We start from the raw sequence: 26,996 nt of genomic DNA, 5'->3' as shown, positions 1-26,996 counted from the left end.
CTCTTCCCCTCCTTCCCAACGCCACCAGCAAAGCAGCCAGATGAAGCGTTCAATTTCCTTCGAGCTATTCCGCTACGCCGCGATCCTCGCGGCGATGGGGGTGACGCTGGTGCCGATCCTGTGGATGGTGTCGATGGCTTTCAAGCCGATCGGCGAATGGTCGGCGACCGGCGCCGACCTGACCTGGTGGCCGAAGCAGCCGACGCTTGCCAATTTCCAGTTCGTGTTCGGCCACTCCACCAACGACCTGATCGTCGCGCTCGACCATACGGCGGTGAAGCCGATCTTGTCGTCGCTGCTTTCTGCGGTGTTCGGAACCGTGATCGCCATGTCGGCGGGCACCGCAGCGGGCTACGGCCTGTCGCGCTTCGGCTCCGGCCAGAACCTGCCGCTGGCGCTGATCCAGCTCAGGCTGTTTCCGCCGATGGCGGTCATGATCCCGGTGATGATCATGTGGGCCTTCCTCAATCTCAACGACACCTGGTGGGGGCTGGCGCTGATCTACGGCATCGTCACGCTGCCCTTCGCCTTCTGGCTGATGAAGACCTTCTTCGACGACATGCCGCGCGAGATCGAGGAGGCCGCCCTGGTCGAGGGCTGCTCGCGGCTGCGCGTCTTCACCCGCATCACGCTGCCGATGATGCGCGCGCCGCTGGCGAGCGCCGCGCTCTTCGTCTTCATCCTCAACTGGTCGGACTATCTGATCGCGCTGCTGCTGACGACGCGCGAATGGGTGACGATCCCTGTCTACATGGCATCGCTGTCCTCCTCGATGACCGGGCAGCTCTACGGCGCCAAGGCCGCGCTCGGCCTGATCGCCGCGGTGCCGCCGGTGATCATGGGCATCGCCATCCAGCGTCACCTGGTGCGCGGGCTGACCTTCGGAGCGCTCAAGCAATGAGTGCGGCGACGGCGACGATTTCGGAGGACAAGATGGACGCGCGGACAAAGTCCGTCGCGCCTGACGAGGGCACGCGGCTGGGCTTCCGCCTGACTTTGCCGGCGCAGATCCTGGTGCTGTTCATCTCGGCCTTTCCGCTTCTGATGCAGCTCTACATCAGCGTCACCGACTGGTCGCCGCTTTCGGGCGTCGGCTGGTGGAATGCCTGGGAGATGTGGAACAGTTTCGCCAACTACACCGACCTCGCGGCCGACACGCGCTTCTGGAGCGCGCTGCAGCGCACGGCGATCGTCATGCTTGTCTGCGTGCCGGCGGAGTTCCTGCTGGGCCTCGCGCTGGCGACGCTGTTCGCGGACGATTTTCCCGGCAAGCGCATCTTCTATTCGATCCTCTTGATGCCGATGATGGTCGTGCCGGCGGTCGCCGGTTACATGTTCTTCATGCTGTTCCAGTCGGGCGGCCCGGTGAACGACATCCTGTCGCGCATCGTCGGCGCGCCGGTGACCGTCGCCTGGCTGTCGGATCCGAACCTGGCGCTGATCGCGGTCATGATCGCCGACATCTGGCAGTGGACGCCGCTGATGTTCTTGATCCTGCTCGCCGGCCTCGTCGGCGTGCCGGAGGACCAGATGAAGGCGGCGACCCTGCTCGGCGCCAACGCCTGGCAGCGCTTCGTCACCATCGTGTTGCCGAAGATGAAGACGATCATCATCATCGCGCTGGCGATAAGGGTGATCGAGAATTTCAAGATCTTCGATACGCTCTACATCATGACCGGAGGCGGCCCCGGCGTCGCCACCGAGACGATCTCCGTCTACATCTACAAGGTCACCACGCAGGATCTGATCTGGGGCTATGTGGCGGCGATCGCGCTGGCGATCCTGATCGTGCTTTCAATCGTCGCGGTCTACGCCATGAAGCGCATGGCGAAGGCGCGGGAGGTGCAGGCATGAGCGCGATCCACCTCAAGAACCTCACCAAGACGTTCGGCGACTTCACCGCGCTGAAGACGATGGATCTCGAAATCGCCGATGGCGAGTTCATGGCGCTGCTCGGACCGTCGGGCTGCGGCAAGTCGACGACGATGAACATGATCGCCGGCATGGAGGAGCCGACCAGCGGCAAGATCCTGTTCGGCGAGCGCGATATGGCCGGCGTGCCGATGGGGCGGCGCGGCGTCGGCTTCGTGTTCCAGAACTATGCCATCTTCACCCATATGACGGTGCGCCAGAATCTGGCCTACGGCCCGAAGATGCGCGGCGCCGCCAAGGCCGAGATCGACCGCCGCGTCGGCGCCATCGCCGAGATGTTGCAGCTTTCCCCGCTGCTCGACCGCAAGGCCAACCGGCTTTCGGTCAACATCCTGCAGCGCGTGGCGATCGGCCGCTCGGCGATCATGGAGCCGGCGATCTTCCTGCTCGACGAGCCGCTCTCGAATGTCGACGCCGCCTTCCGTGCGGTGATGCGCACCGAGCTCAAGCAGCTGCAGCGCCAGTTCAAACAGACCATGGTCTATGTGACGCACGACCAACTCGAAGCCATGACCATGGCCGACCGCATCGCGGTGATGGATCATGGCGTGCTGCAGCAGGTCGGCACGCCGCTCGAGGTTTACAACAATCCGGCCAATGTCTTCGTCGCGCGCTTCATCGGCGCTCCGGGCATGAACCTGCTGAAGGGCAGGCCGGCAGAGAGCGACCGCGGGCTGGTCATCGATCTGGGACCGCTCGGCGTCACGCCGCCCTTGCCGGACGAACTCGCTTCGGCCGCGCGCGCGGTGTGTGGCGACGTGCTCTATGGCTTCCGGCCCGAGCAGGTGGCGCTTGCCGAGCGCGGGCTCTCGATGCCGGTGAGCTTCGTCGAGCGGATCGGCGCGCGCACCATTGTCCATCTCGGCGAAGGCGAGGGCGCGATGAAGGCGGTGTTCGAGAACGATGTCGGGCTGTCGGTGGGGCAGACGGTGGTGGTGGCGCCGCCAGCCTCGTCGGTGCGCGTCTTCGATGCTTCCACCGGCCTCGCAGTGAAGGCGGGGTGAACCATGGCCGATATCGTTTTCCGGAACGTCACCAAACGCTACGGCAACACGCTTGCCGTCGACGATGCCTCGTTCACCGTCAACGACAACGAGTTCTTCTGCTTCTTCGGCCCGCCGCTGTCGGGCAAGTCGACGATCCTGCGGCTGGTGCTCGGCCTGGAAGTGCCGGATCAGGGCGAGATCCTGATCGGCGGCAAGCCGGTCAACAGCGTTTCGCCGGCCGAGCGCAACGTCGCCATGGTGTTCCAGAACCTGGCGCTGTTCCCGCATATGAGCGCGCGCGACAATGTCCGCTTCCCGCTGGTCGAGCGGAAGGTCGCGGAAGCCGAGATCGAGAAGCGGCTGGCCGATGTCGCGGCAAAACTCCACATTGGCCACATCCTACACAAGCCGCCGGCGCAGCTTTCCGGCGGCGAGCGGCAGCGCGTGGCGATCGCGCGCGCTTTGGTGCGCGACCCGGCGGCATATCTGATGGACGATCCGATCTCGGCGCTCGATGCCAGATTGCGCGAAGAGACGCGCGTCGAGCTGAAGCGCATCCAGCGCGAGCTCGGCAAGACGCTGATCTATGTCACGCATGACCAAGAGGAGGCGATGTCGGTCGCCGACCGCATGGCGATCCTCGAGAACGGCCGGATCAGGCAGATCGGCGCGCCGGCGGAAATCTACGACCGTCCGGCCAGCGCCTATGTGGCGCGCATGCTTGGATCGCCGATGATGAACATCCTGCCGTCGGTGCGCGGCGCCAGCGGGATTGAGGCGGCCGAAGGGACAATCCGCATTGACGATGCCAAGGCGCCGGCCGAGGCCATCGAGATCGGGCTGAGACCCGAAGACATCAAGGTCCGGCCCTGGACAGACAGCGACACGAAGGACGGCCGTCCGGCGCGGGTGTACGAGGTCGAGCCGCTCGGCGGCTACACCGTGGTGACCATGGAAGCCGGACAAGCCCGGCTCAGGGCATTGCTGCGCGGGCAGCCCGACATCAGGCCGGATGCGATGGTGGCGATATCCTGCGAGCCGGCCAAAGTGCATTATTTCGGCCAGGACGGAGGCGCGCTGTGACGGCGGCCGTAAGCACTGAATTTCGGGAGGAAGAGATGGCAGAAAAAGGCTTCGAGCCGGACGTCAAGGTTCGCACCAAAGAGTACAGGATCGGTTGCGTCGGCGCCGGCATGATCATGGCCGAATGCCATCTGGCGGCCTACAAGGAAGCCGGTTTCCCGGTAGTGGCGATCGCCTCGCGCACCAAGGCGAATGCTGAGAAGGTCGCGACCCGCTGGGGCATTCCGACCGTTCACGACACGCCGGAACAGCTCATCGAGGACACGAATGTCGACATCATCGACCTGGCCTTTCCACCGGACCAGCAGCCGGCGCTGATCCGCCATGCGCTGAAGCAGAAGCACATCAAGGCTATTCTGGCGCAGAAGCCCTTGGCGCTGTCGGTCGAGGAGGCCGTCAAGCTGCGCGACGAGGCGGCGAAGGCCGGCAAGATACTCTCGGTCAACCAGAACATGCGCTACGACCAGTCGATGCGCGTATTGAAGCAGATCATCGACAGCGGCGCGCTCGGCGACATCGTCTTCGCGCAGATCGACATGCACGCGATCCCGCACTGGCAGACCTTCCTCCAGGGCTACGACCGGCTGACGCTCGCCAATATGAGCGTGCACCACCTCGACGTGTTGCGTTTCCTGTTCGGCGATCCTGACGAGATCACGACGCTGACGCGCAAGGACCCGCGCACCCAGTTCGATCATTCCGACGGAATCACCGTCTCGACACTGCGCTTCCCGTCGGGCGTGCTTGCCGTCTCGCTCGAAGACGTTTGGTCCGGCCCGCGGCAAGAAGGCTACAAGGACGACCAGCACATCAACTGGCGCGTCGACGGCACCAAGGGCGTCGCCAAGGGCACGATCGGCTGGCCGACGGGCGCGGCCTCGACATTGACCTACGCCTCGGCCGAGACGACCGGCGGCGAATGGGTGAGCCCGAGCTGGGAGACGATGTGGTTCCCGCACGCCTTCATCGGCGTGATGGAACAGCTGCAGCATGCCGTGAAGACGGGCACGCCGCCGGCGCTCTCCGTCGCCGACAACGTCAAGACCATGGCGCTGGTCGAGGCAGGCTACCGCTCGATGGCGGCGGGCCGCACGGTCAAGCTTTCCGAAATCCCGACAAACTGAGTCAACTGAATCGCTTACAAGGAGGAATTCACATCATGATGCAGGCAGGTATTTTCACGGGCTATTTCCCGTACGGCCTCGAAGAGACGGCGAAGAAGATCCGCGGGCTCGGTTTCAACACGGTGCAGCTCGACCTGCACTTCAAGGACATCGACCTCTCGGCCGGGCAGATCACCAAGGACAAGGCGAAGAAGGTGCAGGATGTCTTCCGCGACCACAACCTGCCGGTCTGCTGCGTGTCGGGCTACACGAACATCATCCATCCGGACAAGGCGGAGCGCGAGAAGCGCGTCGGCTATCTCAAGGAGATCATTCGCAACGCGCGCCATTTCGGCTCGCCTTACGTGATCTCGGAGACCGGCACCTACAACACCGAGTCCGACTGGGTGCATCACCCGAAGAACAAGACCGAGGAAGGCTTCGAGGAATGCCGCAAGGTGATCGCCGACCTTGCCCAGACGGCTTATGACCACGGCGCGGTGTTCCTGCTCGAGACCTATGTCAACAACGTCGTCGGTTCGGTCGAGGAGACGGTGAAAATGTTCGCGCAGGTCGACCATCCCGGCCTCGGCCTTCTGATGGACCCGACCAACTATTTCGAGACCCACAACATCGATCGGATGGATCAGATCCTCAACCAGGTCTTCGACACGCTGACCGACAGGATCAAGATAGCCCATGCCAAGGACGTCAAGCGCTCAGGCGACGACAAGTCGGAGAAGCATGCCGATATCGGCGACGCCGACGCGATGGAAAGCCACACCTTCCGCGGTGTCGGCGAGATCGAGCTACCTGCGCCGGGTCTCGGCTCGCTGAACTACGACCTCTACCTGAGGCGTCTTGCCGAGAAGCATCCCAATATCCCGGTGATCATCGAGCACCTGTCGGAAGACGACGTGCCGCGCGCCAAGAAGTTCCTCGACGGCAAGTTCCGCGAGAACGGCCTCTGAGATTGCGCAGGCGCCGCCGGTTCGCGGCGGCGCCTGCCTGCACGACATAAGTGGAGGAAACGAGATGTTGAAGTTTGGATTGAAGCTGGCGGCCGCGGCGACCGTGCTTGCCGGCATCGCCTTCGGCTCGGCCGCGCAGGCGGCAGACGGCCAGAAGACGTTCTATCTCTTGTCGCATGGCGGCCCGTCGGATGCGTTCTGGATCGACTGGAACGCCGGCGCGACCAAGGCCTGCGATCAGCTCAAGGTGACCTGCAAGATTTCCTTCAGCGGCGGCGACATGGCGGCGCAGAAGGAGGCCTTCAACTCGGCGCTCGCCGCCAAGCCCGACGGCATCGCCACCACCTCGGCGCAGCCCGGGCTGTGGACGGAGGAAGTGAAGGCGGCAAAAGCGGCCGGCATACCGATCGTGTTCTTCAACACGGACGATCCGGCCACCGGCCGCCAGGCCTATGTCGGCGCCGACCTCAAGGAAGCCGGCGCGATCTGGGCGAAATATCTCGTCGACCACAAGATGGTGAAGCAGGGCGACAAGGTGTTCCTGCCGGTCGAGGTGCCCGGCGCCAGCTACCAGCAGATCGAGACGGAAGGCATCGCCGGCGTCTTCGATCCGCTCGGCATCAAATATGACGTGGTCGATTGCGGCACCGATCCGGCCGGCATCATCGCCAAGATGACCGACTACATGGTCGCCAACAATCCGCCGGCGATCATCGCGCTCGGCGATTCCGTGGCGGCCAGCGTCAAGCGGGTGTTCGACGGCGCCGGCATACCGGCGGGCAAGATCCCGGTCGTCGGCTGGGGCAATTCCAAGGAGACGGCGCAGGCGGTCAAGGACGGCTTCGTCAACGCCGCCGCCTGGCAGTACCCGTCGGCGCAAGGCTTCATGCCGGTCGCGCTGCTCGGTCTTGCCGCCTCGGGCGAGCCGATCGGCTATGACATCCATACATTCGGCCTCTATGACGCCTCCAGCGTCGAGCCGATCCTGAAGCTTTACGACAAGAAGTAAGGAATAGGCGCCCGCCATTCCAGCGGCGGGCGCCATGCAGAAAAGCATGGTTCAGCAAGTCATGGTCCAGCAAGTCGGGACAGTCACAGCGGAAGATGGCGCGGGGCACGCGAAGGCCAAGTCGAGCCTGATGCGATCGCCGCAATTCTCTTCCTTCGTCATCCTTGTCGTGCTTCTGGTGGTGTTCGCGGTCGCCGACGGCAATTTCCTGTCGCCGCTCAACATCTCCAACATGATGGCGTTCCTGCCGGAGCTCGGCATCATTGCGCTCGGCATGACGCTGCTTCTGACCGCCGGCGAATTCGACCTGTCGGTCGGCGCGGTGTTCGCGCTCGCCCCGGTGGTGGTGATGCTTCTGGTGCAGAATGCCGGGGTCGATATCGGCGTGGCGCTGCTCGCCGGGCTGCTGCTCTGCATCGCGATCGGCGCTATCAACGGCGTGATCGTCACCAAGATCGGCATCTCGTCCTTCCTGGTGACGCTCTCGATGCTGCTCATCGTGCGCGGCGCCGCGCTCTACATCACGCAAGGCTTTCCGCTAAAATCCTGGGACCAGCCGGGCTTCTTCGTTACGCTGCTCGCCGGCAGCTTCAACATCGGCGCGTTCCGCTTCTACACCTCGCTCTGGTGGTTCATCGGCCTCTCGCTGCTTGCGGTCTATGTGCTGCGCTACGCCAAGCTCGGCAACTGGATCAGTGCCATCGGCTCCAACCGAAACGCGGCGGTGGCGCGCGGCGTGCCGGCCGACGCGGTCAAGATCTGGCTGTTCATCGCGACCTCCGTGCTCGCCGGGCTTGCCGGGATGATCAGCGCTTTCCGCATCTCGGCGGCATCGCCGGTGGCGGGAACCGGCTATGAGCTCGAGGTGATCGCCATGGTCGTGGTCGGCGGCACGGCGCTGACCGGCGGCCGCGGCACCATCCTCGGCACCATCGTCGGCGCGCTGATGCTGCGGGCGATCCGCAACGGCATCGTGCTCGTCGGCGTGCCTGGGCTCGCCTACAACATCTTCGTCGGCGTCATCATCCTCGCCATGCTCATCCTGCACGCTCTGCTGCAGAAAAACGCCGCAAGGAGCTGACGATGATGCAGGAAGTGCTCCGGTTGCAGAACTTACAAAAATCCTTCGGCAGCGTGCGCGCGCTGAAGAACGCCTCGCTGACGCTCAAGGAGGGCGAGGTGGTGGCGCTGCTCGGCGACAACGGCGCCGGCAAGTCGACGCTGATCAAGGCGATCTCGGGCGTCTTCCCGATCGATCGCGGCGATATCTATGTGCGTGGCGAGAAGGTCTCGATCCGCTCGACGCGCGAGGCGATGGACCTCGGCATCGAGACCATCCATCAGGACACGTCGCTTGCGCCTGACCTCAGCATCGCGCGCAACCTGTTCCTCGGCCGCGAGCCGGTCAATCTCAAATGGCTCGGCGTGTTCGCGCCGCTCGATCTCGCCAAGCTGCGCGATGCGGCCTCGGCACTTCTGAAGCGCGTCGGCATCTCGAAGAAGCTCGACGCCGATGCGCTGGTCTCGACGCTCTCCGGCGGCGAGCGCCAGTCGATCGCGATCTCACGCGCCATGCAGTTCGCCGCCAAGGTGATCATACTTGACGAGCCGACCAACAATCTCGGTGTCGAGGAAACACACGGCGTGCTGCGCTTCGTCAAGGAAATGCGCGCGGCCGGGCATTCGGTGCTCTTGATCACCCACAACATCCACCATGTGTTCGAGGTCGCCGACCGCATCGTCGTCATGCGCCGCGGCGAGATCGTCGCCGAACAGACGGTCGCCGACACCGACCTGCTGACGGTGGAAAGCCTGATAACCGGCGCCGATCTGTCGGCCCTGATGAAAAGAGCGCAGTGACGGCATGGTGAAGCTCTACGGACAGACGCTTTCGCGCCGGCAGGTAGCCGAACGCTCCGGCATGCTGACGCAATTCGCCGGCGTGCGGCTGATGACGCTTGGCGACGGCGTCGAGCGCGGCATCCGCATGCTCGAATTCCGCACCGGCTCGGGCCTGCGCTTCACCGCGCTGATCGACCGCGCGCTCGACATCGCCGATTGCGAGTACAAGGGCCAGGCGATCGGCTGGCATTCGTCGACCGGTTTCCGCAATCCGGGCCTGCATGATTATGAAGGCGAGGACGGCTTTGCCTGGGGCCGATCCTTCTCCGGCCTGCTGGTCACCTGCGGCCTCGACCATATTCTCGGCCGCAACGAGGTGCCGGCCGAGAACTACAATTATCCCGGACGCAAGACGGTAACGCATTCGCTGCACGGGCGCGTCAGCACCATTCCGGCACGGCTCACCGGTTACGGCGAAAGCTGGGACGGCGACCGCTGCGTCTTGTGGGCGGAGGGCATCGTCCAGCAGGCAAGCGTGTTCGGCGAGGACCTGCATCTCATCCGCCGCATCGAGGCCGATGTCGGCGGCAGCGAGATCCGCATATCGGACCGCGTCGTCAACCACGGCTTCCGCCGCACGCCGCATATGTATTTCTACCATGTCAATGTCGGGCATCCGCTGCTCGACGAAGGCTCGCGCTACCTTGCGCCGATCCGCGACGTGGTCTGGGCCGCGCATGACGGCGAGCGCTACGAAGCGCAGAAGGTCGGTTACCGCACGGTGCCGGCACCGCAATTGGGCTTCAGCGAGCAGGTCTGGCAGCATGAGATGGGCGCCGACGCAGAGGGCGAGGTGCCGGTCGCCGTCGTCAACGATCGGCTTGGCCTCGGCTTCGAGGTCGTCACCCGCAAGGATCAATTGCCCTGCTGCTATGAGTGGCAGAATTTCCAGGCCGGGCAGTATGCGCTTGGCATCGAGCCCTCGACGCACCATGTGCTCGGCAATCTTGCCGCGCGCGAGCGCGGCGAGATGATCTGGCTGGAGCATGGCGAGACCCGTGCCTATGACGCAGTGTTCCGCGTCCTCGACGGCAAGGATGCGATCGCCGATGCAGAACGCAGGATTCGGGCCATCGTCCGCCAGCCCGAGCAGGATTATCCTCACCCTTCCGGCAAGTTCCCAAGACTGGCGGGCAGGGCATGACCGCGACATCTATCCATAGCAAGCCCTCCGGCCGGCGGACCGGATTGCCAGCGCTGTGTGAAGATTGGAGGCCGATGTGACGATGGCGAAAAAGCGCGACTACAGCCTTGTCGGCGAAAGCACGCGTCGGGCGATCGAGACCGGGCTTGCCTCGGCCGAGTGGTACCACACCGAAGTGCCGCGCAAGACGATGAAGGAATTGATGCAGCGCTCCGACGGGCCGGCGATCCGCGACACCATCATCTGGATCGTCGCGATCCTGGGCTCGGCGGCCGGCATCGTCTGGTTCTGGGGCATGTGGTGGGTCGTGCCGTTCCTATTCGTCTACGGCGTGCTCTACGGCTCGTCGAGCGACTCGCGCTGGCACGAATGCGGCCACGGCACCGCCTTCCGCACGCGCTGGATGAACGATCTCGTCTATCAGATCGCCTCGTTCATGCTGATGCGCAATCCGGTGCAATGGCGCTGGAGCCATGCGCGCCACCACACCGACACCATCATCGTCGGCCGCGACGCCGAGATCGCGGTGATGCGGCCGCCGGATTTGCTCAAGGCGGCACTGGCCTTCACCGGCATTCTCGATTTCCGCTATTCGCTGCCGACGCTGGTGCGCCAGGCCTTCGGCACATTGTCGGACGACGAGAAGAGCTACATCCCCGAGATGGAGCAGCATAAAGCGGTGGTCGCGGCGCGCTGGCACATGGCGGTATACGTCGCGACGATCGCTGTCGCGATCGCGCTTCGGTCATGGATACCCCTGGTGCTGATCGGCCTGCCGCGCCTCTACGGCACCTGGCACATGGTGCTGACGGGGTTGTTGCAGCATATCGGGCTCGCCGACAACGTCACCGACCACCGGCTGAACACCCGCACCGTCTATATGAACCCGGTCAGCCGGTTCATCTACTGGAACATGAACTACCACGTGGAGCACCACATGTTCCCGATGGTGCCCTACCACGCGCTGCCGAAGCTGCATGAACTGATCAAGCACGATCTGCCGGCGGCGAACCCGTCGATGTGGCACGCCTATCGCGAGGTCTGGCCGGTGCTGCTCAGGCAGCTGAAATACGAGGACTACTATCTCAAGCGCGAATTGCCGCCGACGGCCAAGCCCTATCGCGGCGAGTTCCACGATGTCGACATAACGGTCGCGGCCGCCGAATAGAGGCGGCGCAGCAATCCAGAGAAAGGTTGGAGACAGACGATGGCGGAGTGGATCGAAGCATGCGCGGCGGACGACGTGGACGAAGAGGATGTGATCCGCTTCGACCATGGCGGCCGCACCTTTGCCATCTACCGCTCGCCGGACGACGACTTCTTCGCGACCGACGGGTACTGCACGCATGAAAAGGCCCATCTCGCGGACGGGCTAGTGATGGACGACATCATCGAATGCCCCAAGCACAACGGCCGCTTCAACTACAAGACCGGCGAGGCCAAGGGCGCGCCGGTCTGCGTGAACCTCAAGACCTATCCGGTCAAGGTCGAGGCCGGTAAGGTGATGATCGATATCGGCTGAGGCCGTGGGCGAATTTAACAGGGACAGATCAATGAGCCGAAAGAGACCGACCGTTGCCGACCTGCGCGCCATGAAGGGCAAGCGGCAATTGACCATGCTGCGCGTGCTGACGCTGGAAGAGGCGGAGGCTGCCGAGCGGGCAGGGGTGGATATCGTCTCGGTGCCGCCGGAACTGGTGCTCAACCCGCAATATCGCGATGCCGCGCCCAGCCTCTTCACCATGCCGGGCGACAATTTCTATGAGATCGGCACGGCCGACGATTTCCTGCGCTGGTCGTTCCGGCTCTACAAGGCTGGCGCCGACGCCGTCTATTGCAGCGCCGGATACGCCACGATCAAGCGTATGGCCGACGATGCCATCCCCGTCATCGGCCATGTCGGCCTGATCCCGTCCCGCGCCACCTGGACCGGCGGTTTCAAGGCCGTCGGCAAGACCGCGGACACCGCCATGCAGGTGTTCGAGGCGGTCAAGCACCTCGAGGCCGTCGGCGCGATCGGCGCCGAGATCGAGGTGGTGCCGGTGGAGGTGGCCAAGGCGATCTCCGAGCGCACTTCGCTGATCATGCTGTCGATGGGCGCGGGTACGGGCTGCGACGCGCAATATTTGTTCGCCGAGGATATTCTCGGCACCAATCGCGGTCACATGCCGCGCCACTCGAAAGTCTACCGCAACTTCGCCGCCGAATATGACCGGTTGCAGCAGGAGCGCATCGCGGCGTTTTCCGAATATGTCGCCGACGTCAACAGCGGCGCCTATCCGGAAGACCGGCACATCGTGCATATGGATTCCGACGAGCTCACCCTCTTCATGAAGAAGGTGGATGCAAAGCCCTGAACCGAGAGTCGAGAAGCGTCAGCTCGTTCCCGGAGGGCCTTGCCAGATTCCGCTGACGAGGGCGGCATAAAGGGCTTCCGCGTTGATGCCGAGCGGCCTGTCTTCCTTGAGTGTCGCCACATGTGTACGCACGGCCGCGTGGATTGCGCCCGTGGCCGGCGCAAGTGTCGTGCCCTCGCGCAAATCGACGGCCTGCGCCGCAGCCATTAGTTCGAAGGCGATCAGCCGCCGCCACAGCGCGATCATCTCGGCGCATTTGGCGACGGCGAGCGGCGTCTGCGTGGCGTGATCCTCGACGCCCTCGGACACAGGCAGGGAATCGAGCATCACCGGATTGGCCTTGTGGCGGATCGCGGCCAGGATCGCCGTCACCGTCTTCTGCAGCGGCACGAAGCCGGCAGAAGCGCCGCCGACCGGTGAAAGATATTTCGGCAGGCCGTGACGCGTCGAGCCGGTGAGCTGGACGAAGCGGGCGGCGGATGCCGCCGCGCATTGAGCGATCGCCAGGCCAAGCGTCTCGAAGGCGAGCGCCAGCGATGCGGTGTGGAAGTTGCCGGTCGACATGACCAGCTCATCCTCGGCCAGCACCAGCGGATTGTCGGCGGCGGCGTTGAGCTCGATCTCGACAGCAAGCCTGGCATGGTCGGTCGCCTGGATCAGCGCGCCGTGGACCGAGGGCATGCAGCGGATCGACAGCGGATCCTGGATGGTGGTCGGCGCCGGCGCTTCATCGCGCGCCAACAGGTTGCGCAGCGCCTTCGCCGCAAGCTGCTGGCAGGCGCCCGGGCGCGCCTGATGCTGGCGCGGATCGAGGATGGTGCGGTTGGCGCCAATGCCTTCCATCGTCAGCGCGCCGGCCTGCTGCTGCTGGTCGAGCGCCGACAGCGCATCGGTCAGCGCCAGCGCTCCGGTCCCGGTGGAAACCGCCGAGGCGTTGATCAGAGAGAGACCGTCCTTTGGCGAGAGGGTGACGGGCGCCAGCCGCGCCATCATCAGCGCCTTGGCGGCAGGCATGCGGCGGCCCTGGTATTCTGCCTCGCCGTCGCCGATCAGCACGCGGGCGATCGCCGTCATCAGCAGAAGGTCGCCGGCGCCGATCGAGCCCAGCGACGGCATCACGGGATGCACGCCGGCATTGAACGCCTCGACCAGCGCCGTGAAGACGCGCGGCGACAGGCCCGAGCCGCCGACGGCGAGCATTGCAAGGCGGGCGAACATCGCCGCCCGCACCGCCGGCACCGGCAGCGCCTCGCCGACCGCGGCGCTGCGGCCTTCGATCAACTGGCGCTGGAAGGCGCTCGCATCGCCTTCGACCGCGGTGGCGAGATTGGCGCCGAGGCCTCTGTTCAAGCCGTAGATTTGCTGGCCGCCGGCCGCGGCGGCATCGAGGACCTGGCGAGCCTTGTCGAGCTTTTCGAGGACGACCGGCGTGACCTCGACCTTGCAGGCATCGCGCGCGGCGGCAACCACATCCTCGATGCTGACGCCGGCGCCGGTGAGAAGGAGCGGGCTCATGCGAAGCGCAGCCTCTGGCCGATGCCCTTTTCACCGGCCTTGGCGAGCATGGCCTTACCGAGCGCGATGTCGGACAGCGAGAGGCCGCGATGCCAGAACAGGATCGTCTCGCCATCGCTTTGCCGGCCTGCCTTGAGGCCGGCAGCGATCTGGCCGAGCTCGGCATGCAGCGTCGCTTCGCTCAGCCGTCCCGTTTCGACATGGGCGCGGAGCGAGCCGAATTTGCCGCCCTTGCACTGGCCCCAATCGTCGACGACGATTTTCTGCATGATGTCGGTCAGCGACAGCTCGACCGCGCTCATCGTGCCATAGGGCACCACCAGCGCGCCGCGGTTGATCCATTCGGTCTTGAGCAGCGGCTGCGGTTCCGGCAGCCGCGAGGCTTCGACGACGATGTCGGCGCCTTCGACGCAGCTTTTCCAGTCAGCCACGGCCATGACCGGCTTGCCGAGGTCCGCCGCCAGCCTCGCGACAAAACTATCGCGGCTTTCGGGCCGGCGCGAGTGGACGCGGATCTCGTCGAAATCGAAGAGATGGTCGAGCAGGCGCACGTTCCAGTAGGCGGTGCCGCGCGCGCCGATATGGCCGAGCACTTTTGACGACTTCTTCGCCAGATGCTTGGCGCCGATCGCGGTGACCGCGCCGGTGCGCATGTCGGTGATGACGGTGGCGTCGAGGATGGCGCGTGGCGTGCCGGTGCGCGGGTCGAAAAGATTGAGGATGCCGAATTCCGACGGCAGGCCATGCAGGTAGTTATCGACATAGTCGCCGACGATCTTCACGCCGGCGGCGTCGAGCGGCGCCACATAGCCGCGCAGCACGTTGAAATGGCCATGGAAGGCGGGATCCGGCTCGAGATGAACGCGCGGCTCGATAACGGTCTGGCCTTTGCCCTGGGCGACGAGCCCGGCTTCGACGGCGCCGATGATCTCGGCGTCAGTCATGGCAAGCGCTTCGATGTCGAGAGCGTTGAGGTAGTCGATATAGATGGGCTTCATGCATTTCCCTCGGCCGGCCCGCGCTCTTCCATAACAGGCGGCGAGGCGACACGAAAGTTCGTTGGATAAGCTCTGGACTGGACCGGGCTTATGCTGTTCACCCAGTGCGTCATGGCCAGCATTTCCCGACAATGCAGCCGTGTCCCAGTCCCGCAAATTCCGCGCCGCAGTCACGGCGCGTAACGGCGATGCGTTTCCTGGTCCTGCCGGCCAATGCCGGGCCGAGATTTCAGGCATTCGACGAACAATTGAGGTCGCGCCAGGCACATTTCGCGGACTTTAATTGCGTCGGCCCCGCAACCTTCGAACAGGCTCTTCCGCCGGCCGGGCGGCCCGGGCAACGGATTGTCAAAAAGCCCAAGAGTTTCTGACTATTGCGCCAGCTGCGGCAATCGATGCGTCCACCCGGAAAATAGTCGGAGAGGCGCGGGTCTTGAACGCGGATTCATTTGACGAGCCGCTGTTGAGCCGATTAGCTTTCGTGCGGGATGGAGGCCGGCAGGGCCTTGCCATCGGGGCGAAAGACATAAGCGATGAATGCGATCGGCTGGCCGAACTGGAGGCGCCTTAATCAGGAAGGCATTGTCTTTGCCATCGCCATCCTTTTGTTCGCCGCCGCCGCTCTCGGTCTGCCCGGGTTCCTGACCGCCGACAACCTGGTCGCCATCGTGCGTTCGGTCTCGGTGCTCGGCATTCTGGCGCTCGGCATGGCGGTCGTCATCATCGGCCGCGGCATCGACCTGTCGGCGGTGGCGATCATGGCGATGTCGGTCGCCTGGTACCTGCAACTGCTCAACACCGGCACCTCGGACGGGCTCGCCTTCGTCTATGTGCTGGCGGGGGTGCTCGCCATCGGCCTGCTCAACGGCTTTCTGGTCGCCTATGCCGACGTGCCGGCGATCTTCGTGACTTTGGCCACCGGCTCGTTCGTGTTCGGCTATGTGCGCTCGCAACTGATCACGCAGGATGCCGTGCCGGTGCCCGGGGGCCACTGGGTCGAGCTGCTCGGCGGCGTCCGCTTCCTCGATATTCCGATCGAGGTGTTCGTGTTCGCCGGACTTGCCTTCCTGGTTTTCCTGTTCCTGCGCTACACCAAATGGGGCCGCTTCATCTATTTCGCCGGTGACAATCCGGTCGCCGCCCGCAACATCGGCGTTCCGGTGCGGCCGATGCTGGTTCTGCGCTACGTGCTCTCGGCTTTGGTGGCGCTGATCGCCGGGCTTTTGACGGCGGCCAGCCTGCATTCGATCAACACCCGCATCGTCAACTCGACGCTGCTCTACGACATCGTCCTGGTGGCGGTGATCGGCGGCATCGGCCTTTCAGGGGGCAGGGGCGGGGTGCGCAACGTGCTGGTAGGGGCGGCGCTGATCGGCATCCTGCTCAACGCCATGACCATCATCGACATTCCGCTGCTCTACCAGAACCTGATCAAGGCCGCGATCCTGCTGGGCGCCATCATCGTCGACGGCATCATCAATCCGCGCGACGAGCAGACGGCGCAACAGGGCGACATTTAGAGCAGATGGGCTAGCCTATCTTGCTCTGGGATACCCCGGAGCGATCGGGACGATCGCCCGGTAACGAAAACCGAACCAGAGGTGTGAAATGAAACTACTTAGAACATTGATGGCCGCCGCGACGGCGCTCGCCGTTACCGCCTTCGCGGCGCCGAGCTTTGCCGCAGACGATCCTGGCCCGGCCGCCTACGCCAAGGCGCTCAACGGCAAGCGCGTCATGCTGGTGCCGCTGGCGATGGGCTTCGACCTTGCGCAAGGCTGGGCGCATTATCTGAAGAAGGAAGTCGAAGCCTGGGGTGGCACGTTCGAGACCCGCGACCCGAACTGGGTTGTCGATGCCGGCGCGCAGGCGATCACCGACGCCATCGCCTCCGATACCAGACCGAATGTTCTGATCATCCATGCGCCCGACCTCAACTCCTACTCGAAGCTGATGAAGAAGGCGCAGGCCGCCGGCACCTATGTGATGCTGGTCGACAACCCGGCGAATTTCCCAGCCGACGCCTTCGTCGGCAGCGACTGGGACAAGCTCGGCCAGCTCGAAGCCGAAGCGGCGATCAAGGGCTGCGGCGAGAATTCGTCCAAGAAGATCGGGCTGGTGCAGGGCGACCAGGCGAACTCGTCGAGCCTCTACCAGTATGCCGGCATCATGAAGGTGCTGGAGAAGCATCCCGACTTCCAGGTGGTGGCAAAGCCCGACTCGAATTGGGACGCGACCACCTCGCGCAACGTGACGACGACGATGCTGCAGCAGCACCCGGACATCTGCTCGATCATTGACTTCTGGGACGGCGACGCCACCGGCGCCTCGGCCGCGATCCGCGACGCCAAGCTCGACGGCAAGGTGTTCCTGGTCACCACCGGCGGCGGCGAGAAGGCGGCCGATTGCGACAAGCTGGAAGACGGCACCTATGGCGCCGTGGTGATGACCGATCTTGCCCGCCAGTCGGGCGACATGAACGCCATCATCAAGTTCCTGCTGCAAAGCGGCCAGCCGGCCGGCACCTCGCACACCTACATCTACACGCTGGAGAAGGCGACGACCAAGGCCGACCTCAAGCCCGACAGCTGCTGGGACCTGAAGGCGCTGCAGGCTGAAGCGGCGGCGAAATAAGCCGCGCAGCCGGAAAGCATCCACGGGGTGGCCGGACTGTTCCGGCCGCCTCTTTCCCGTTTTTGATGACAGCAGCAGCCGATGACCTTCCGTGAACGCCTCCAGGCCTGGCGCTACAATCTCGTGCCCGACCATCTGGTCGGCGAGATCCTGACCAAGCGTTGGACCGACAACGCCATACCTTTCCTGGCCCTGGTGGCGACGCTCGGCGTGTTCGGCTCGATCATTCCGGGTTTCTTCAAGCTCACCTCGCTGCAGGAATCGACCCGCCAACTGGGCGAGTTTTCGCTGGTCGTCATCGGCATGACGGTGGTGATGCTGGGCGGCGGCATCGACCTTTCGGTCGGCTCGATCTTCGCGCTGTCCTGTTTTTCCGCAGTCTACGTCTTCTTCATTCTCGAGCAGTCGATCTGGCTGGCACTGGCCGCGGCGCTTTGCACCGGGCTCATCTTCGGCGCCATCAATGGCTACCTGGTCGGGTTTCTCAGGCTGCGCGCCTTCCTCACCACGCTGGTCACCTTCATCTTCGGGCGGGCGCTGTTCGACATCCTCGTCACCGCCTATGCCGCCGACGTACAGCTTTCCCAGGCCTCGTCCGACGTGCTCGACTTCATCGGCGACGGCACCTTCTGGGGCCTGTCGGTTTCGGTCTGGCTGGCCATCATCCTCGCCATCGTCACGCATATCGCGCTGACGCGCTCGCGGCCGGGCTGGCATGTGCTGGCGGTCGGCGGCTCCCGCCGCTCGGCGCACAATGCCGGCATCCGCGTGCGCCGCACCGTGTTCATGACCTACGTCTTTTCCGGCTTCTGCGCCTCGATAGGCGGCTTCCTGATCGCCTGCCGGTTGAGCGGAGCCGGGCCGGGCACCGGCCTCAATCTCGAGATCATGGCGTTGACCGCGGCGGTGGTCGGCGGCGTCAGCCTGGGCGGCGGACGCGGCTCGGTGGTCAAGGGGCTGATGGGCGCGATCATCGTGCTCACCATGACCAACGGCCTGATCCGGCTGGGCTACGGCACCGGCACCAACCAGATGGTGCTCGGCATCCTCTTGGCGGTCGCCGTCACCATCGATATCCGCTGGCTGAAGAACCGCCACAAGGTGCTGAACGAGGTCTATGTCGCGCCGGTCTATCTCAAGATGGGCGAGACGCAATCAGCCGCGCCCGGCTCCGGCACGTCCTACGAGCTCGACAACCGGCTGTCGGCCGCCGACCATATCGGGCTCGGCGAGCTGGAAGGGCCGGAGGACGTCATCCTCGACCGCGACGACCACCTCTATTGCGGCACGCGCCACGGCGAGATCGTCCGCTTCTTCGCGCCCGACTACAAGCGCTCCGAGGTCTTTGCCCATATCGGCGGCTTTCCGCTGGGCCTGGCCTTCGACAAGGAGGGCAATCTGATCAGCTGCGTCGGCGCCATGGGGCTTTATTCCGTCTCGCCGGAGCGCGACGTGAAGCGCCTCTCGGCCGAGACAGCGCGCTCCTGGACCTCGATCGTCGACGACGCAAGGCTGCGCGACCCGAACGATTGCGACATCGCGCCCGACGGCCGCATCTACTTCACGGATTCCACCAAGCGATATGAAGCCCATGATTGGGCGCTGGACTCGATCGAGAATCGCGCCACGGGCCGTCTCTTGGTCTACGACCCGAAGGACGGTTCGACCAAGACGCTGCTCGACGGCTATCGCTACACCAACGGTGTGTGCATGGCGCATGACGGCAAGTCGCTGTTCTTCGCGGAAAGCTGGGCCTGCCGCGTGCATCGCTACTGGCTGGAAGGGCCGAAGGCCGGCACCGCCGAATGCGTCATCCGGGACATGCCGGGCTATCCCGACAACATCAACCGCGCGTCCGACGGCAATTACTGGATGGCCTGGCTCGGCATGCGCACGCCGAGCTTCGACCTGTCGCTGCGCCACCCTGACATGCGCAAGCGCATGACCCGGCGCCTGCCGCAGGATGAATGGCTGTTTCCCAACATCAACACCGGCGGTGTGGTGAAGTTCAACGAGAAGGGCGGCATCGTCGAGACGCTCGGCGATCTTTCCGGCAACGCGCATCCGATGGTGACCTCGATGCGCGAGCATAGGGGCTATCTGTTCGTCGGCGGCATCCTCAACAACCGCATCGGGCGCTACAAGATCGAAGGCGCCGATCCGGACTGGACGAGCCCCGCTTCCTATTGGGGAGGCAAGGCATGATCCTCGATCCGATCCTGGATGTCTTTCGCGGCAAGGCGGTCACCATCCCGCCGCTCGACGGAGCCTTCGTTCCCAACACGCGGCTGGACGACGCGGCGGCCTTTGCCGAACTGACCGAACCGGACAATCTGCTGAACGTGGAGGGCCGGCTGCTTGTCTCCAGCGGCAATGCCGTTCTCGCGATCGCGGCCGGTTCCGAACCCGTTGTGGCGGAGACCTTTCAATCCCCCGTCACCGCGCTGGCGCTGTCGCCATCCGGCGAACTGACCGTCGGATTGGAAAGCGGCAAGCTGCTCATCGCCGGCAAGGAGGTTTCGCTGCCGGCCGAATTAAGGTGCATCACCGCGCTTGCCTATGCCAGTGACGGCCAGTTGTGGCTGGCCAATGGTTCGGCGCAGCACCCGCCCTCGCAATGGGCTGCCGACCTGATGAAGAAGGGTGCGTCCGGTTCATTGTGGCGGTGCGGGCCAGGAGGTATCGGTTTCCAGAAGATCGCCGGCGACATCGCCTTTCCCTACGGGCTGCACCCGCTGGGCGCCGACGTGCTGGCGAGCGAAAGCTGGCGCCACCAGCTCGTCCGTTTCGACGGCGTGAACGGAAACCGCTCGACGGTGCTGACGCATCTGCCCGGCTACCCGGCGCGGCTTTCTCCGGCCGTCGATGGTGGCGCCTGGCTGGCGCTATTTGCGCCGCGCAACCGGCTGATCGAATTCGTGCTGCAGGAAACGCATTATCGCCAGGACATGATCGATCAGGTGCCGCCGGCCTATTGGATCGCTCCGGCGCTGGCCTCCAACCGCAGCTTCCTCGAGCCGCTGCAATGCGGCGGCATCCGCACCATGGGCATCCACAAGCCGTGGTCGCCCAGCCGCTCCTACGGCCTCGTAGTCAGGCTCGACCGGACCCTGCAGCCGCAGTTCAGCCTGCACAGCCGCGCCAATGGCACCCGCCACGGCATCTGCAGCGTGGTCGAACGGGACGGCCGCCTGTTCGTCGCCTCGAAGGGCGGCGATTGCGTGCTGGCGCTCGACGCAATTACGGGAGGTTTCTGATGGAGCCGATCGTCCGTCTGGAAAACGTTACCAAGACCTATCGCGGCGTGCCTGCGGTGAAGAACGTCACGTTCGATCTGAGGAAGGGCGAGATCCATGCGCTGCTCGGCGAAAATGGCGCGGGCAAGTCGACACTGACCAAGATCATCGCCGGCGTCGTCGACGCCACTTCGGGCAAGATGTTCCATAAGGGCGCCGAGATCACCTACGCCTCGCCGCACGCGGCGCTCGAGGCCGGCATCGCCATGGTGTTTCAAGAGACCAGCCTGGTGCCGTCGATGACAGTGGCGCAGAACCTCTATCTCGGTACCGAGAAATTCCTCAACCGGCTGCGCGGCACCTACATTTCGGCGCAGCAATTCCTGCAATCGCTGAATTTTCCGGTCGATCCCAATGCGATGGTGGCGACGCTTGGCGCCGCCAAGCGGCAGATGGTCGAGATCGCGCGCGCCGTCCACCACAATGCCGAAATCATCATCTTCGACGAGCCGACGGCGACGCTGACGCCGGAGGAGAAGCGCCATTTCTTCGCGCTGATCCGTCGATTGAAGGCCCGCGGCGTTTCCATCGTCTTCATCAGCCATGCGCTGGAGGAAGCGCTGCTGATCGCCGATCGCATCACCATCCTGCGTGACGGCGAACTGGTGATCACCGACGACACGTCGGCCTTCGACCGCGACAAAATCGTCGCGGCTATGGTGGGCCGCTCGCTGTCGGGCCAGATCTATCGCCAGCGCGACGAGACGAAGTTGCGCAAGGCCGGCAAGAAAGTGCTCTCGGTGCAGGACATCTCGATGAGCAACATCGTGCGCAACAATTCCTTCTCGATCTTCGAAGGCCAAATCACCGGCGTGTTCGGACTGATCGGGTCTGGCCGCACCGAGACGTTCAAGATCGTGTCGGGCATCTACAAGCGCGACTTTTTGCGCGGCGGCGCGATCGAGCTGGATGACAAGCCGGTGCGCTATCTCGTGCCGAGCGAAGCAGTGGCCGACGGCATCGTCTATGTCACCGAGGACCGCAAGAGCGAAGGCATCTTCGAGACGATGGGCATCGCCGAGAATCTGTTCGGCGGGTTGCTCGCCGCCGGCCGCGAAAAGGCCTGGGTGATCAACCAGCAGGAGATGCGGCAGCTCTCGGCCGAATGGACCAAGACGCTGAACATCAAAGCAATCAACGACAATGCCCGCGTCGTCGAGCTCTCCGGCGGCAACCAGCAGAAGGTGGTGATCGGCAAGGGGCTGGTGCAGCAGCCGCGCATCGTCATCTTCGACGAGCCGACGCGGGGCGTCGATGTCGGCGCCATCGCCGAGATCCACCAAATCATCAACCGGCTGGCCGACGAGGGCCTCGCCGTCGTCGTCATCTCGTCCTACCTGCCGGAGATCATGAACCTTTCCGACCGCATTCTGGTCTGCCGCCAGGGCCGCATGGTCGAGGAGTTCTCGCCGGCGGAGGCGACGGAGGAGAAGATCATGTATGCCGCGGTGCACTAGGGTGTGTCGATGTTCAGGTGAGGCCGGCCTGCAAATGGCGGCCTCCTCCGCTTCCGGTGCTCACGTACGAAAAGTACGCTCCGCTCCGGTTCTCGGAGCCCGCCATTTTCGACTCGGCCTAACCTGAATCTCAACACACCCTGGCGGTGCCGCCTGCTGCGCAGAAAGGCGAAATTGCCAATCAAATGAATGGATTGTCAAAGGCTATTGAGTATCGGATTCAATCCTCTGACATCAAAAGCTGAAAGGAAACGCCATGGCCACCACAAAGCTTCTCAGCGATGCCGAGGTCGAAAAAAATCCGGCGCTGAAGGCCGTGTTCGACGACATTCGGGCGACGCGGAAGTCCGATTTCGTCAACAACTTCTGGCGCGGGCTAGCCAATGATCCGGCGGCGCTGAAGCGGGTGTGGGAACAGCTCAAGGCGGTGATGGTCGCCGACAGTGCCATTGATCCGCTGACCAAGGAGATGATTTATATCGCGGTCTCGACCGCGAACGGCTGTTCCTACTGCATCCACTCGCATACGGCTGCCGCCCGCGCTAAGGGCATGACCGACGCGCAGCATGGCGAGCTTGTGTCGATCATCGGGCTCGCAGGCCAGACCAACCATTTGGTCACAGCGATGCAGATCCCGCTCGATCCGCAGTTCGAGGTGAAGTGAGGAGGGTGCGCGTCACGGCGTTTTCCGTGTCGCCGCCAACAAAAAAATATCGACCGGCAGCGATCATTCTTGCATTCCACACGCTCGCGCCCGTGATCGAGAATTTTGTCCCGGCGCTGTTAAGGAAGTGACATGTAACGGCACTAAGGAAGCCGCACGCGAAGTTCGCCCGCGGTTTCCGGCGCGGCTCTCGCAGCGGAGCCGTCATGAAAATCATCCAGATCACAGATACCCATTTCAGCCCGAGCAAGCCGCATTTTAACGGCAATTGGGAGCCTCTGGCCGCCTGGGTCGAGCAAAGCGGCGCCGATCTCGTCATCCACACCGGCGATCTGACCGTCGATGGCGCCGACAAGGATGACGACATCACCTTCTGCATGGGGCTTATGCGGGAGATATCGAAACCCGTGCTGCTGGTACCCGGCAACCACGATGTCGGTCACCTGCCGGGCTCGCTGCAGCCGGTCGATGCCGTGCGGCTGGAGCGCTGGCGCCGACTGGCCGGCCCCGACCACTGGTTCGAGGACGCGGGCAACTGGCGGCTCGTCGGCCTCGACAGCCAGGTGATGGGCTTCAACGACGCGACCGAAGAAGCCCAGTTCGAATGGTTGCGGGAAACACTGGAAAGCCGTGGCGGCCGCCGCGCCGCGATGTTTGCCCACAAGCCGCTCTTTGTCGACGATCCGGACGAAGGCGATACCGGCTATTGGAGTATCCGGCCGACGCAGCGCCGGCGTCTGTACGATCTGATCGCCGCCCACGACGTGGCCCTGCATGCGAGCGGTCACCTGCACTGGGCGTGGAAGGGCCAATACGCCCACACCTCGCTTGTATGGGGGCCGTCCGCCGCCTTCATCGTCGACACGATGGAACGCAAGATGCCGGGCGAGCAATTGATCGGCGCTGTCGTGCACGACTTGGGTGACACGGTCGCCAGCGAGATCGTCGCGATTCCCGGCATGGCGACCCACGTTCTCGACGACGTGGTCGAGGAGGTCTATCCGCACGAGGCCCACAAGGTCCGCAGGAAGGCCGGGTGATGGGCGCGCTGTCGCTTCGCGGCCTGAGCAAGGCCTTTGCCGGCAATGCCGTGCTGAACGGCATCAGCCTCGATGCTGAGCCCGGCGAGTTCATCGCCCTGGTCGGCCCTTCGGGCTGCGGCAAGAGCACCTTGCTGCGCATCCTTGCTGGGCTCGACCATGCCGATGCCGGCGAGATCCTGGTCGGCGGCAAGGACATGTCGAACGTCGCCGCTGCCGATCGTAACATCGCCATGGTGTTCCAATCCTACGCGCTCTATCCGCATCTGACGGCCAGCCAGAACATCGCCGTGCCGCTCGCCATGAAGCGGCTGAGCCGCGCGCAGCGCCTGCCGCTGATCGGCGCTTGGCTACCGGGCCAGGGGGAGATACGCGCCGGCATCGCGCGCGATGTGCGCGAGATGGCGGGCTTGCTGAAGATCGACCATCTGCTCGACCGCAAGCCCGGACAGATGTCTGGCGGGCAGAGGCAGCGCGTGGCGTTGGCGCGCGCGATGGTGCGCCATCCCAGCATCTTCCTCATGGACGAACCGCTTTCCAACCTGGATGCCAATCTGCGCGTCCATGCGCGCGGCGAGATCGTAGAATTGCACCGGCGCGCCGGTGTGCCAACACTCTATGTGACGCATGACCAGGCCGAGGCGCTCTCGATGGCCGATCGCGTCGCCGTCATGATCGGCGGCCATCTGCTTCAGCTCGCCACGCCCGAGACGATCTACAACGACCCCACCCATATCGAGGTCGCGCGGTTCGTCGGCCAGCCGAGGATCAACATCCTGCAGGCGATCGCCGAAAACGGTCGTGTCGATTTCGAAGGCATGCGGCTGGCTTTGCTGGAGAAGGTGGCGAACGGCCCGATCAGCCTCGGCATTCGCCCGGAATTCGTCAAACTGTCCCCCAGCGGGCGGAGCGGCGTTGCCGGGCGGATTGAACGGCTGGAATTCCTCGGCTCGGAAATCATTGCCCATTGCCGGCTCGGCGTCTCCGGCGACAGCGTCATCGCCAAGCTGGCGCCGCAGGAGGCGAAGGACCTGATCGGCGGAATGCCGGTGGGCATCCTTCTGGCCCCTGAGCAGGCGATGGTCTTCGGGCCTGAGGGACGCCGGCTGCGCATCGCGGAAGTGGCTGGCGCACGGCAGGAGCCGGCCTATGTCTAGCGTCGCGCTGGCGGGCAATGTCCTGAGCACCGCGGCGCTGCGTGCGCGCAGCGAGGACCGGACCGCCTGGCTGCTGGCGCTGCCGGCGATCGTGCTGTTGTTCCTGTTCGTGCTGTTGCCGGTGATTGCCGTCATCTTTCTCGGCTTCACCGATTTCGAGCTCGGCTACGGCAAATTCCGGATTGTCGGCTTCGAGAACTACGCGCATCTCATCACCGACCGCACCTTCCGCAAATCGCTGTGGAACACCACCCTCTACACGGCGATGGTCGCTCCGGTCTCGATCGCGCTGGGGTTGGGCGTCGCGCTTCTGATCGAAGGCGAATTGCGCGCCCGGGCTTTCTTCCGCACCGTCTACTTCCTGCCCGTGGCCTCGCTGATCGTCGCGATGGCAACCGTCTGGCAGTATATCTTCCATCCGACCATCGGGCCGCTCAATGCGCTGCTTTCGCTTGTCGGCATTCCCGGCCCGAACTGGCTCGGCGCCTCGAACACAGTCCTCTACAGCCTGTCGATCATCGGCGTCTGGCAGTCGGTCGGCTTCAACATGGTGCTGTTCCTGGCCGGCCTGACCGCGATCCCGCGCGAGCTCTATGCGGCAGCTGAAGTCGACGGCGCGAAATCTGCGCTCGACCGGTTCTTCCTGGTCACCTGGCCGATGCTCGGGCCGACGACGCTGTTCGTCGTCACCATCAGCATCACCAATGCGGTGAAGGTTTTCGAGACCGTGAAGATGCTAACCGACGGAGGCCCGAACAAGGCCTCAGAAGTGCTGCTCTTCACCATCTACCAGGAGGGCTTCGTCTATATGCGCGTCGGATATGCGTCGGCGATGACGGTGGTCTTCCTGGCGATCCTCGTCGTGCTGATGTTCCTGCAATACCGCGTGCTCGACCGGCGGGTGCACTACACATGACAGGCATCCACGCCGGCCGCATCGTCCGTTTCGCGCTGCTTTCGCTCGGCGCGCTGCTCATCCTTGCACCCTACATCTTCATGATCTCGACCGCCGGCAAGACACAGAGCGACATCTTCACCGCGGCGCTTTCGCTCATCCCGCAGCATGTCTACTTCGCCGAGAATTTCGCCAAGGCGCTGGACAAGGTGCCGATGGCAACGCTGCTGTGGAACGGCGTCGCCGTGTGTGGGCTGATCTTCTTCTTCCAGGTCGCGGTGGCGATTCCCTGCGCCTACGCGATGGCCAAGCTGAAGTTCCGGGCGGCGCGCGCGATGATGGTCTTGGTCATGCTTGGCCTGCTGGTTCCCATCCATGCAACGGCGCTGCCGCTCTATGTCGCCTTCGACAAATTGTCGTTGCTCAACAGCTACGTCGCGCTGGTCGCGCCGTTCACGATTTCGGTGTTCGCGATCTTCATGTTCCTGCAGTTCTTCCGCGCCATGCCCGACGATCTCATCCACGCGGCGCGGCTCGACGGAATGTCGGAGCTCGGCATCGTCGCACGGGTCATCGTCCCCAATGCCTGGCCGGCCGTCACCGCATTCGCGATCTTTTCCGTCGTCGCGCACTGGAACGATCTCTACTGGCCGCTGATCGTCATCAGCAAGCAGGCCTACGCCACGCCGCCGCTCGGCCTGATGTATTTCCGGGCGGCGGAGGCGGGCGACGACTACGGCGCGCTGATGGCCGCCACGCTGATCATCACTCTTCCACTCGTCGTCGCCTTCCTGCTCGCGCAGAAGCGCTTCGTCGAAGGCATCACCATGACCGGTCTCAAAGGCTGAATTGC

Annotated in this window: 25 protein-coding genes; 23 read left to right on the top strand and 2 right to left on the bottom strand. The window is 64.2% G+C overall.

Features of this window, described 5'->3' with window-relative positions; genetic code table 11:
* Positions 1 to 40: 40 nt before the first annotated feature.
* The 13 genes from FJW06_RS11095 to FJW06_RS11035 all read left to right on the top strand — a co-directional run bounded on the left by FJW06_RS11095 (position 41) and on the right by FJW06_RS11035 (position 12,487).
* Positions 41 to 901, top strand: coding sequence for a carbohydrate ABC transporter permease (locus FJW06_RS11095; RefSeq protein ID WP_140751485.1), 861 nt, complete (start codon positions 41 to 43; stop codon positions 899 to 901).
* Complete coding sequence (locus FJW06_RS11090; protein ID WP_140751483.1) at positions 898 to 1,854, top strand: sugar ABC transporter permease; 957 nt, start codon at positions 898 to 900, stop codon at positions 1,852 to 1,854. The genes FJW06_RS11095 and FJW06_RS11090 overlap by 4 nt, the downstream gene beginning before the upstream one ends.
* On the top strand, positions 1,851 to 2,936 hold the full coding sequence (locus FJW06_RS11085; protein WP_140751481.1) for an ABC transporter ATP-binding protein: 1,086 nt from the start codon (positions 1,851 to 1,853) through the stop codon (positions 2,934 to 2,936). The genes FJW06_RS11090 and FJW06_RS11085 overlap by 4 nt, the downstream gene beginning before the upstream one ends.
* Positions 2,937 to 2,939: 3 nt before the next feature.
* Positions 2,940 to 4,001 carry an ABC transporter ATP-binding protein gene (locus FJW06_RS11080; RefSeq protein ID WP_140751479.1) on the top strand — a complete coding sequence of 354 codons (1,062 nt, stop codon included), beginning with the start codon at positions 2,940 to 2,942 and terminating at the stop codon, positions 3,999 to 4,001.
* Positions 4,002 to 4,036: 35 nt separating this feature from the next.
* The gene (locus FJW06_RS11075; RefSeq protein ID WP_140751477.1) at positions 4,037 to 5,125 is read left to right on the top strand and encodes a Gfo/Idh/MocA family oxidoreductase; all 1,089 of its coding nucleotides are present in this window, start codon (positions 4,037 to 4,039) and stop codon (positions 5,123 to 5,125) included.
* Positions 5,126 to 5,160: 35 nt separating this feature from the next.
* Positions 5,161 to 6,075, top strand: a complete 915-nt coding sequence (locus FJW06_RS11070) for a sugar phosphate isomerase/epimerase (protein WP_140751475.1) — start codon at positions 5,161 to 5,163, stop codon at positions 6,073 to 6,075.
* A gap of 64 nt (positions 6,076 to 6,139) precedes the next feature.
* Complete coding sequence (locus tag FJW06_RS11065; RefSeq protein WP_140751473.1) at positions 6,140 to 7,084, top strand: substrate-binding domain-containing protein; 945 nt, start codon at positions 6,140 to 6,142, stop codon at positions 7,082 to 7,084.
* Between the two features lie 61 nt (positions 7,085 to 7,145).
* Positions 7,146 to 8,165: an ABC transporter permease gene (locus FJW06_RS11060; RefSeq protein ID WP_181178228.1), complete on the top strand. Its 1,020-nt coding sequence runs from the start codon at positions 7,146 to 7,148 to the stop codon at positions 8,163 to 8,165.
* A 2-nt stretch (positions 8,166 to 8,167) separates the two neighbouring features.
* The gene (locus FJW06_RS11055) at positions 8,168 to 8,944 is read left to right on the top strand and encodes an ATP-binding cassette domain-containing protein (protein ID WP_140751471.1); all 777 of its coding nucleotides are present in this window, start codon (positions 8,168 to 8,170) and stop codon (positions 8,942 to 8,944) included.
* A gap of 4 nt (positions 8,945 to 8,948) precedes the next feature.
* A complete protein-coding gene (locus FJW06_RS11050) occupies positions 8,949 to 10,130 on the top strand; it encodes an aldose 1-epimerase family protein (RefSeq protein WP_140751469.1) in 1,182 nt (393 codons plus the stop codon).
* 82 nt (positions 10,131 to 10,212) lie between these two features.
* Positions 10,213 to 11,298 carry a fatty acid desaturase family protein gene (locus FJW06_RS11045; RefSeq protein WP_140751609.1) on the top strand — a complete coding sequence of 362 codons (1,086 nt, stop codon included), beginning with the start codon at positions 10,213 to 10,215 and terminating at the stop codon, positions 11,296 to 11,298.
* Positions 11,299 to 11,337: 39 nt separating this feature from the next.
* Positions 11,338 to 11,652: a MocE family 2Fe-2S type ferredoxin gene (locus tag FJW06_RS11040; RefSeq protein ID WP_140751467.1), complete on the top strand. Its 315-nt coding sequence runs from the start codon at positions 11,338 to 11,340 to the stop codon at positions 11,650 to 11,652.
* A gap of 31 nt (positions 11,653 to 11,683) precedes the next feature.
* Entirely contained in the window at positions 11,684 to 12,487 is an 804-nt protein-coding gene (locus FJW06_RS11035) for a 3-methyl-2-oxobutanoate hydroxymethyltransferase (RefSeq protein ID WP_140751465.1), read from the top strand.
* An 18-nt stretch (positions 12,488 to 12,505) separates the two neighbouring features.
* Here the strand turns inward: FJW06_RS11035 and hutH are convergent, their stop codons facing one another.
* Positions 12,506 to 14,002, bottom strand: a complete 1,497-nt coding sequence (gene hutH, locus FJW06_RS11030) for a histidine ammonia-lyase (RefSeq protein ID WP_140751463.1) — start codon at positions 14,000 to 14,002, stop codon at positions 12,506 to 12,508.
* On the bottom strand, positions 13,999 to 15,000 hold the full coding sequence (locus tag FJW06_RS11025) for an ornithine cyclodeaminase family protein (protein WP_140751461.1): 1,002 nt from the start codon (positions 14,998 to 15,000) through the stop codon (positions 13,999 to 14,001). Before FJW06_RS11025 ends, hutH begins: the two co-directional genes overlap by 4 nt.
* Positions 15,001 to 15,533: 533 nt before the next feature.
* On the opposite strand from FJW06_RS11025, the gene FJW06_RS11020 reads away from it, so the two are divergent.
* From FJW06_RS11020 to FJW06_RS10975, 10 genes are all read left to right on the top strand, one after another.
* On the top strand, positions 15,534 to 16,520 hold the full coding sequence (locus FJW06_RS11020) for an ABC transporter permease (RefSeq protein WP_140751459.1): 987 nt from the start codon (positions 15,534 to 15,536) through the stop codon (positions 16,518 to 16,520).
* Between the two features lie 88 nt (positions 16,521 to 16,608).
* The gene (locus FJW06_RS11015; RefSeq protein ID WP_140751457.1) at positions 16,609 to 17,634 is read left to right on the top strand and encodes a sugar ABC transporter substrate-binding protein; all 1,026 of its coding nucleotides are present in this window, start codon (positions 16,609 to 16,611) and stop codon (positions 17,632 to 17,634) included.
* A gap of 81 nt (positions 17,635 to 17,715) precedes the next feature.
* The gene (locus FJW06_RS11010; RefSeq protein ID WP_140751455.1) at positions 17,716 to 19,839 is read left to right on the top strand and encodes an SMP-30/gluconolactonase/LRE family protein; all 2,124 of its coding nucleotides are present in this window, start codon (positions 17,716 to 17,718) and stop codon (positions 19,837 to 19,839) included.
* Entirely contained in the window at positions 19,836 to 20,891 is a 1,056-nt protein-coding gene (locus tag FJW06_RS11005; RefSeq protein WP_140751453.1) for a hypothetical protein, read from the top strand. The genes FJW06_RS11010 and FJW06_RS11005 overlap by 4 nt, the downstream gene beginning before the upstream one ends.
* Positions 20,891 to 22,387: a sugar ABC transporter ATP-binding protein gene (locus FJW06_RS11000; RefSeq protein ID WP_140751451.1), complete on the top strand. Its 1,497-nt coding sequence runs from the start codon at positions 20,891 to 20,893 to the stop codon at positions 22,385 to 22,387. Before FJW06_RS11005 ends, FJW06_RS11000 begins: the two co-directional genes overlap by 1 nt.
* 256 nt (positions 22,388 to 22,643) lie before the next feature.
* Positions 22,644 to 23,051 (top strand): carboxymuconolactone decarboxylase family protein, encoded by a 408-nt coding sequence (locus FJW06_RS10995; protein ID WP_140751449.1) that lies wholly within the window; start codon positions 22,644 to 22,646, stop codon positions 23,049 to 23,051.
* Positions 23,052 to 23,257: 206 nt separating this feature from the next.
* The gene (locus FJW06_RS10990) at positions 23,258 to 24,091 is read left to right on the top strand and encodes a metallophosphoesterase (protein WP_140751447.1); all 834 of its coding nucleotides are present in this window, start codon (positions 23,258 to 23,260) and stop codon (positions 24,089 to 24,091) included.
* Complete coding sequence (locus FJW06_RS10985) at positions 24,091 to 25,248, top strand: ABC transporter ATP-binding protein (protein WP_140751445.1); 1,158 nt, start codon at positions 24,091 to 24,093, stop codon at positions 25,246 to 25,248. The genes FJW06_RS10990 and FJW06_RS10985 overlap by 1 nt, the downstream gene beginning before the upstream one ends.
* Positions 25,241 to 26,164, top strand: a complete 924-nt coding sequence (locus FJW06_RS10980) for a sugar ABC transporter permease (RefSeq protein WP_140751443.1) — start codon at positions 25,241 to 25,243, stop codon at positions 26,162 to 26,164. The genes FJW06_RS10985 and FJW06_RS10980 overlap by 8 nt, the downstream gene beginning before the upstream one ends.
* Positions 26,161 to 26,991: a carbohydrate ABC transporter permease gene (locus FJW06_RS10975; protein ID WP_140751442.1), complete on the top strand. Its 831-nt coding sequence runs from the start codon at positions 26,161 to 26,163 to the stop codon at positions 26,989 to 26,991. Before FJW06_RS10980 ends, FJW06_RS10975 begins: the two co-directional genes overlap by 4 nt.
* Positions 26,992 to 26,996 lie beyond the last annotated feature (5 nt).

The organism is Mesorhizobium sp. B4-1-3 (genome assembly GCF_006439355.1).
GTDB lineage: Bacteria > Pseudomonadota > Alphaproteobacteria > Rhizobiales > Rhizobiaceae > Mesorhizobium.
The sequence above is the reverse complement of the archived record's forward strand: the minus strand, read 5'-3'. Positions and strand labels throughout refer to the sequence as shown.

Bases quoted from the DNA above. Each gene is read 5' to 3' on its own strand.
- FJW06_RS11095 (WP_140751485.1), top strand. From the start codon at position 41: ATGAAGCGTTCAATTTCCTTCGAGCTATTCCGCTACGCCGCGATCCTC.
- FJW06_RS11090 (WP_140751483.1), top strand. From the start codon at position 898: ATGAGTGCGGCGACGGCGACGATTTCGGAGGACAAGATGGACGCGCGG.
- FJW06_RS11085 (WP_140751481.1), top strand. From the start codon at position 1,851: ATGAGCGCGATCCACCTCAAGAACCTCACCAAGACGTTCGGCGACTTC.
- FJW06_RS11080 (WP_140751479.1), top strand. From the start codon at position 2,940: ATGGCCGATATCGTTTTCCGGAACGTCACCAAACGCTACGGCAACACG.
- FJW06_RS11075 (WP_140751477.1), top strand. From the start codon at position 4,037: ATGGCAGAAAAAGGCTTCGAGCCGGACGTCAAGGTTCGCACCAAAGAG.
- FJW06_RS11070 (WP_140751475.1), top strand. From the start codon at position 5,161: ATGATGCAGGCAGGTATTTTCACGGGCTATTTCCCGTACGGCCTCGAA.
- FJW06_RS11065 (WP_140751473.1), top strand. From the start codon at position 6,140: ATGTTGAAGTTTGGATTGAAGCTGGCGGCCGCGGCGACCGTGCTTGCC.
- FJW06_RS11060 (WP_181178228.1), top strand. From the start codon at position 7,146: ATGGTCCAGCAAGTCGGGACAGTCACAGCGGAAGATGGCGCGGGGCAC.
- FJW06_RS11055 (WP_140751471.1), top strand. From the start codon at position 8,168: ATGATGCAGGAAGTGCTCCGGTTGCAGAACTTACAAAAATCCTTCGGC.
- FJW06_RS11050 (WP_140751469.1), top strand. From the start codon at position 8,949: ATGGTGAAGCTCTACGGACAGACGCTTTCGCGCCGGCAGGTAGCCGAA.
- FJW06_RS11045 (WP_140751609.1), top strand. From the start codon at position 10,213: ATGGCGAAAAAGCGCGACTACAGCCTTGTCGGCGAAAGCACGCGTCGG.
- FJW06_RS11040 (WP_140751467.1), top strand. From the start codon at position 11,338: ATGGCGGAGTGGATCGAAGCATGCGCGGCGGACGACGTGGACGAAGAG.
- FJW06_RS11035 (WP_140751465.1), top strand. From the start codon at position 11,684: ATGAGCCGAAAGAGACCGACCGTTGCCGACCTGCGCGCCATGAAGGGC.
- hutH (WP_140751463.1), bottom strand. From the start codon at position 14,002: ATGAGCCCGCTCCTTCTCACCGGCGCCGGCGTCAGCATCGAGGATGTG.
- FJW06_RS11025 (WP_140751461.1), bottom strand. From the start codon at position 15,000: ATGAAGCCCATCTATATCGACTACCTCAACGCTCTCGACATCGAAGCG.
- FJW06_RS11020 (WP_140751459.1), top strand. From the start codon at position 15,534: ATGAATGCGATCGGCTGGCCGAACTGGAGGCGCCTTAATCAGGAAGGC.
- FJW06_RS11015 (WP_140751457.1), top strand. From the start codon at position 16,609: ATGAAACTACTTAGAACATTGATGGCCGCCGCGACGGCGCTCGCCGTT.
- FJW06_RS11010 (WP_140751455.1), top strand. From the start codon at position 17,716: ATGACCTTCCGTGAACGCCTCCAGGCCTGGCGCTACAATCTCGTGCCC.
- FJW06_RS11005 (WP_140751453.1), top strand. From the start codon at position 19,836: ATGATCCTCGATCCGATCCTGGATGTCTTTCGCGGCAAGGCGGTCACC.
- FJW06_RS11000 (WP_140751451.1), top strand. From the start codon at position 20,891: ATGGAGCCGATCGTCCGTCTGGAAAACGTTACCAAGACCTATCGCGGC.
- FJW06_RS10995 (WP_140751449.1), top strand. From the start codon at position 22,644: ATGGCCACCACAAAGCTTCTCAGCGATGCCGAGGTCGAAAAAAATCCG.
- FJW06_RS10990 (WP_140751447.1), top strand. From the start codon at position 23,258: ATGAAAATCATCCAGATCACAGATACCCATTTCAGCCCGAGCAAGCCG.
- FJW06_RS10985 (WP_140751445.1), top strand. From the start codon at position 24,091: ATGGGCGCGCTGTCGCTTCGCGGCCTGAGCAAGGCCTTTGCCGGCAAT.
- FJW06_RS10980 (WP_140751443.1), top strand. From the start codon at position 25,241: ATGTCTAGCGTCGCGCTGGCGGGCAATGTCCTGAGCACCGCGGCGCTG.
- FJW06_RS10975 (WP_140751442.1), top strand. From the start codon at position 26,161: ATGACAGGCATCCACGCCGGCCGCATCGTCCGTTTCGCGCTGCTTTCG.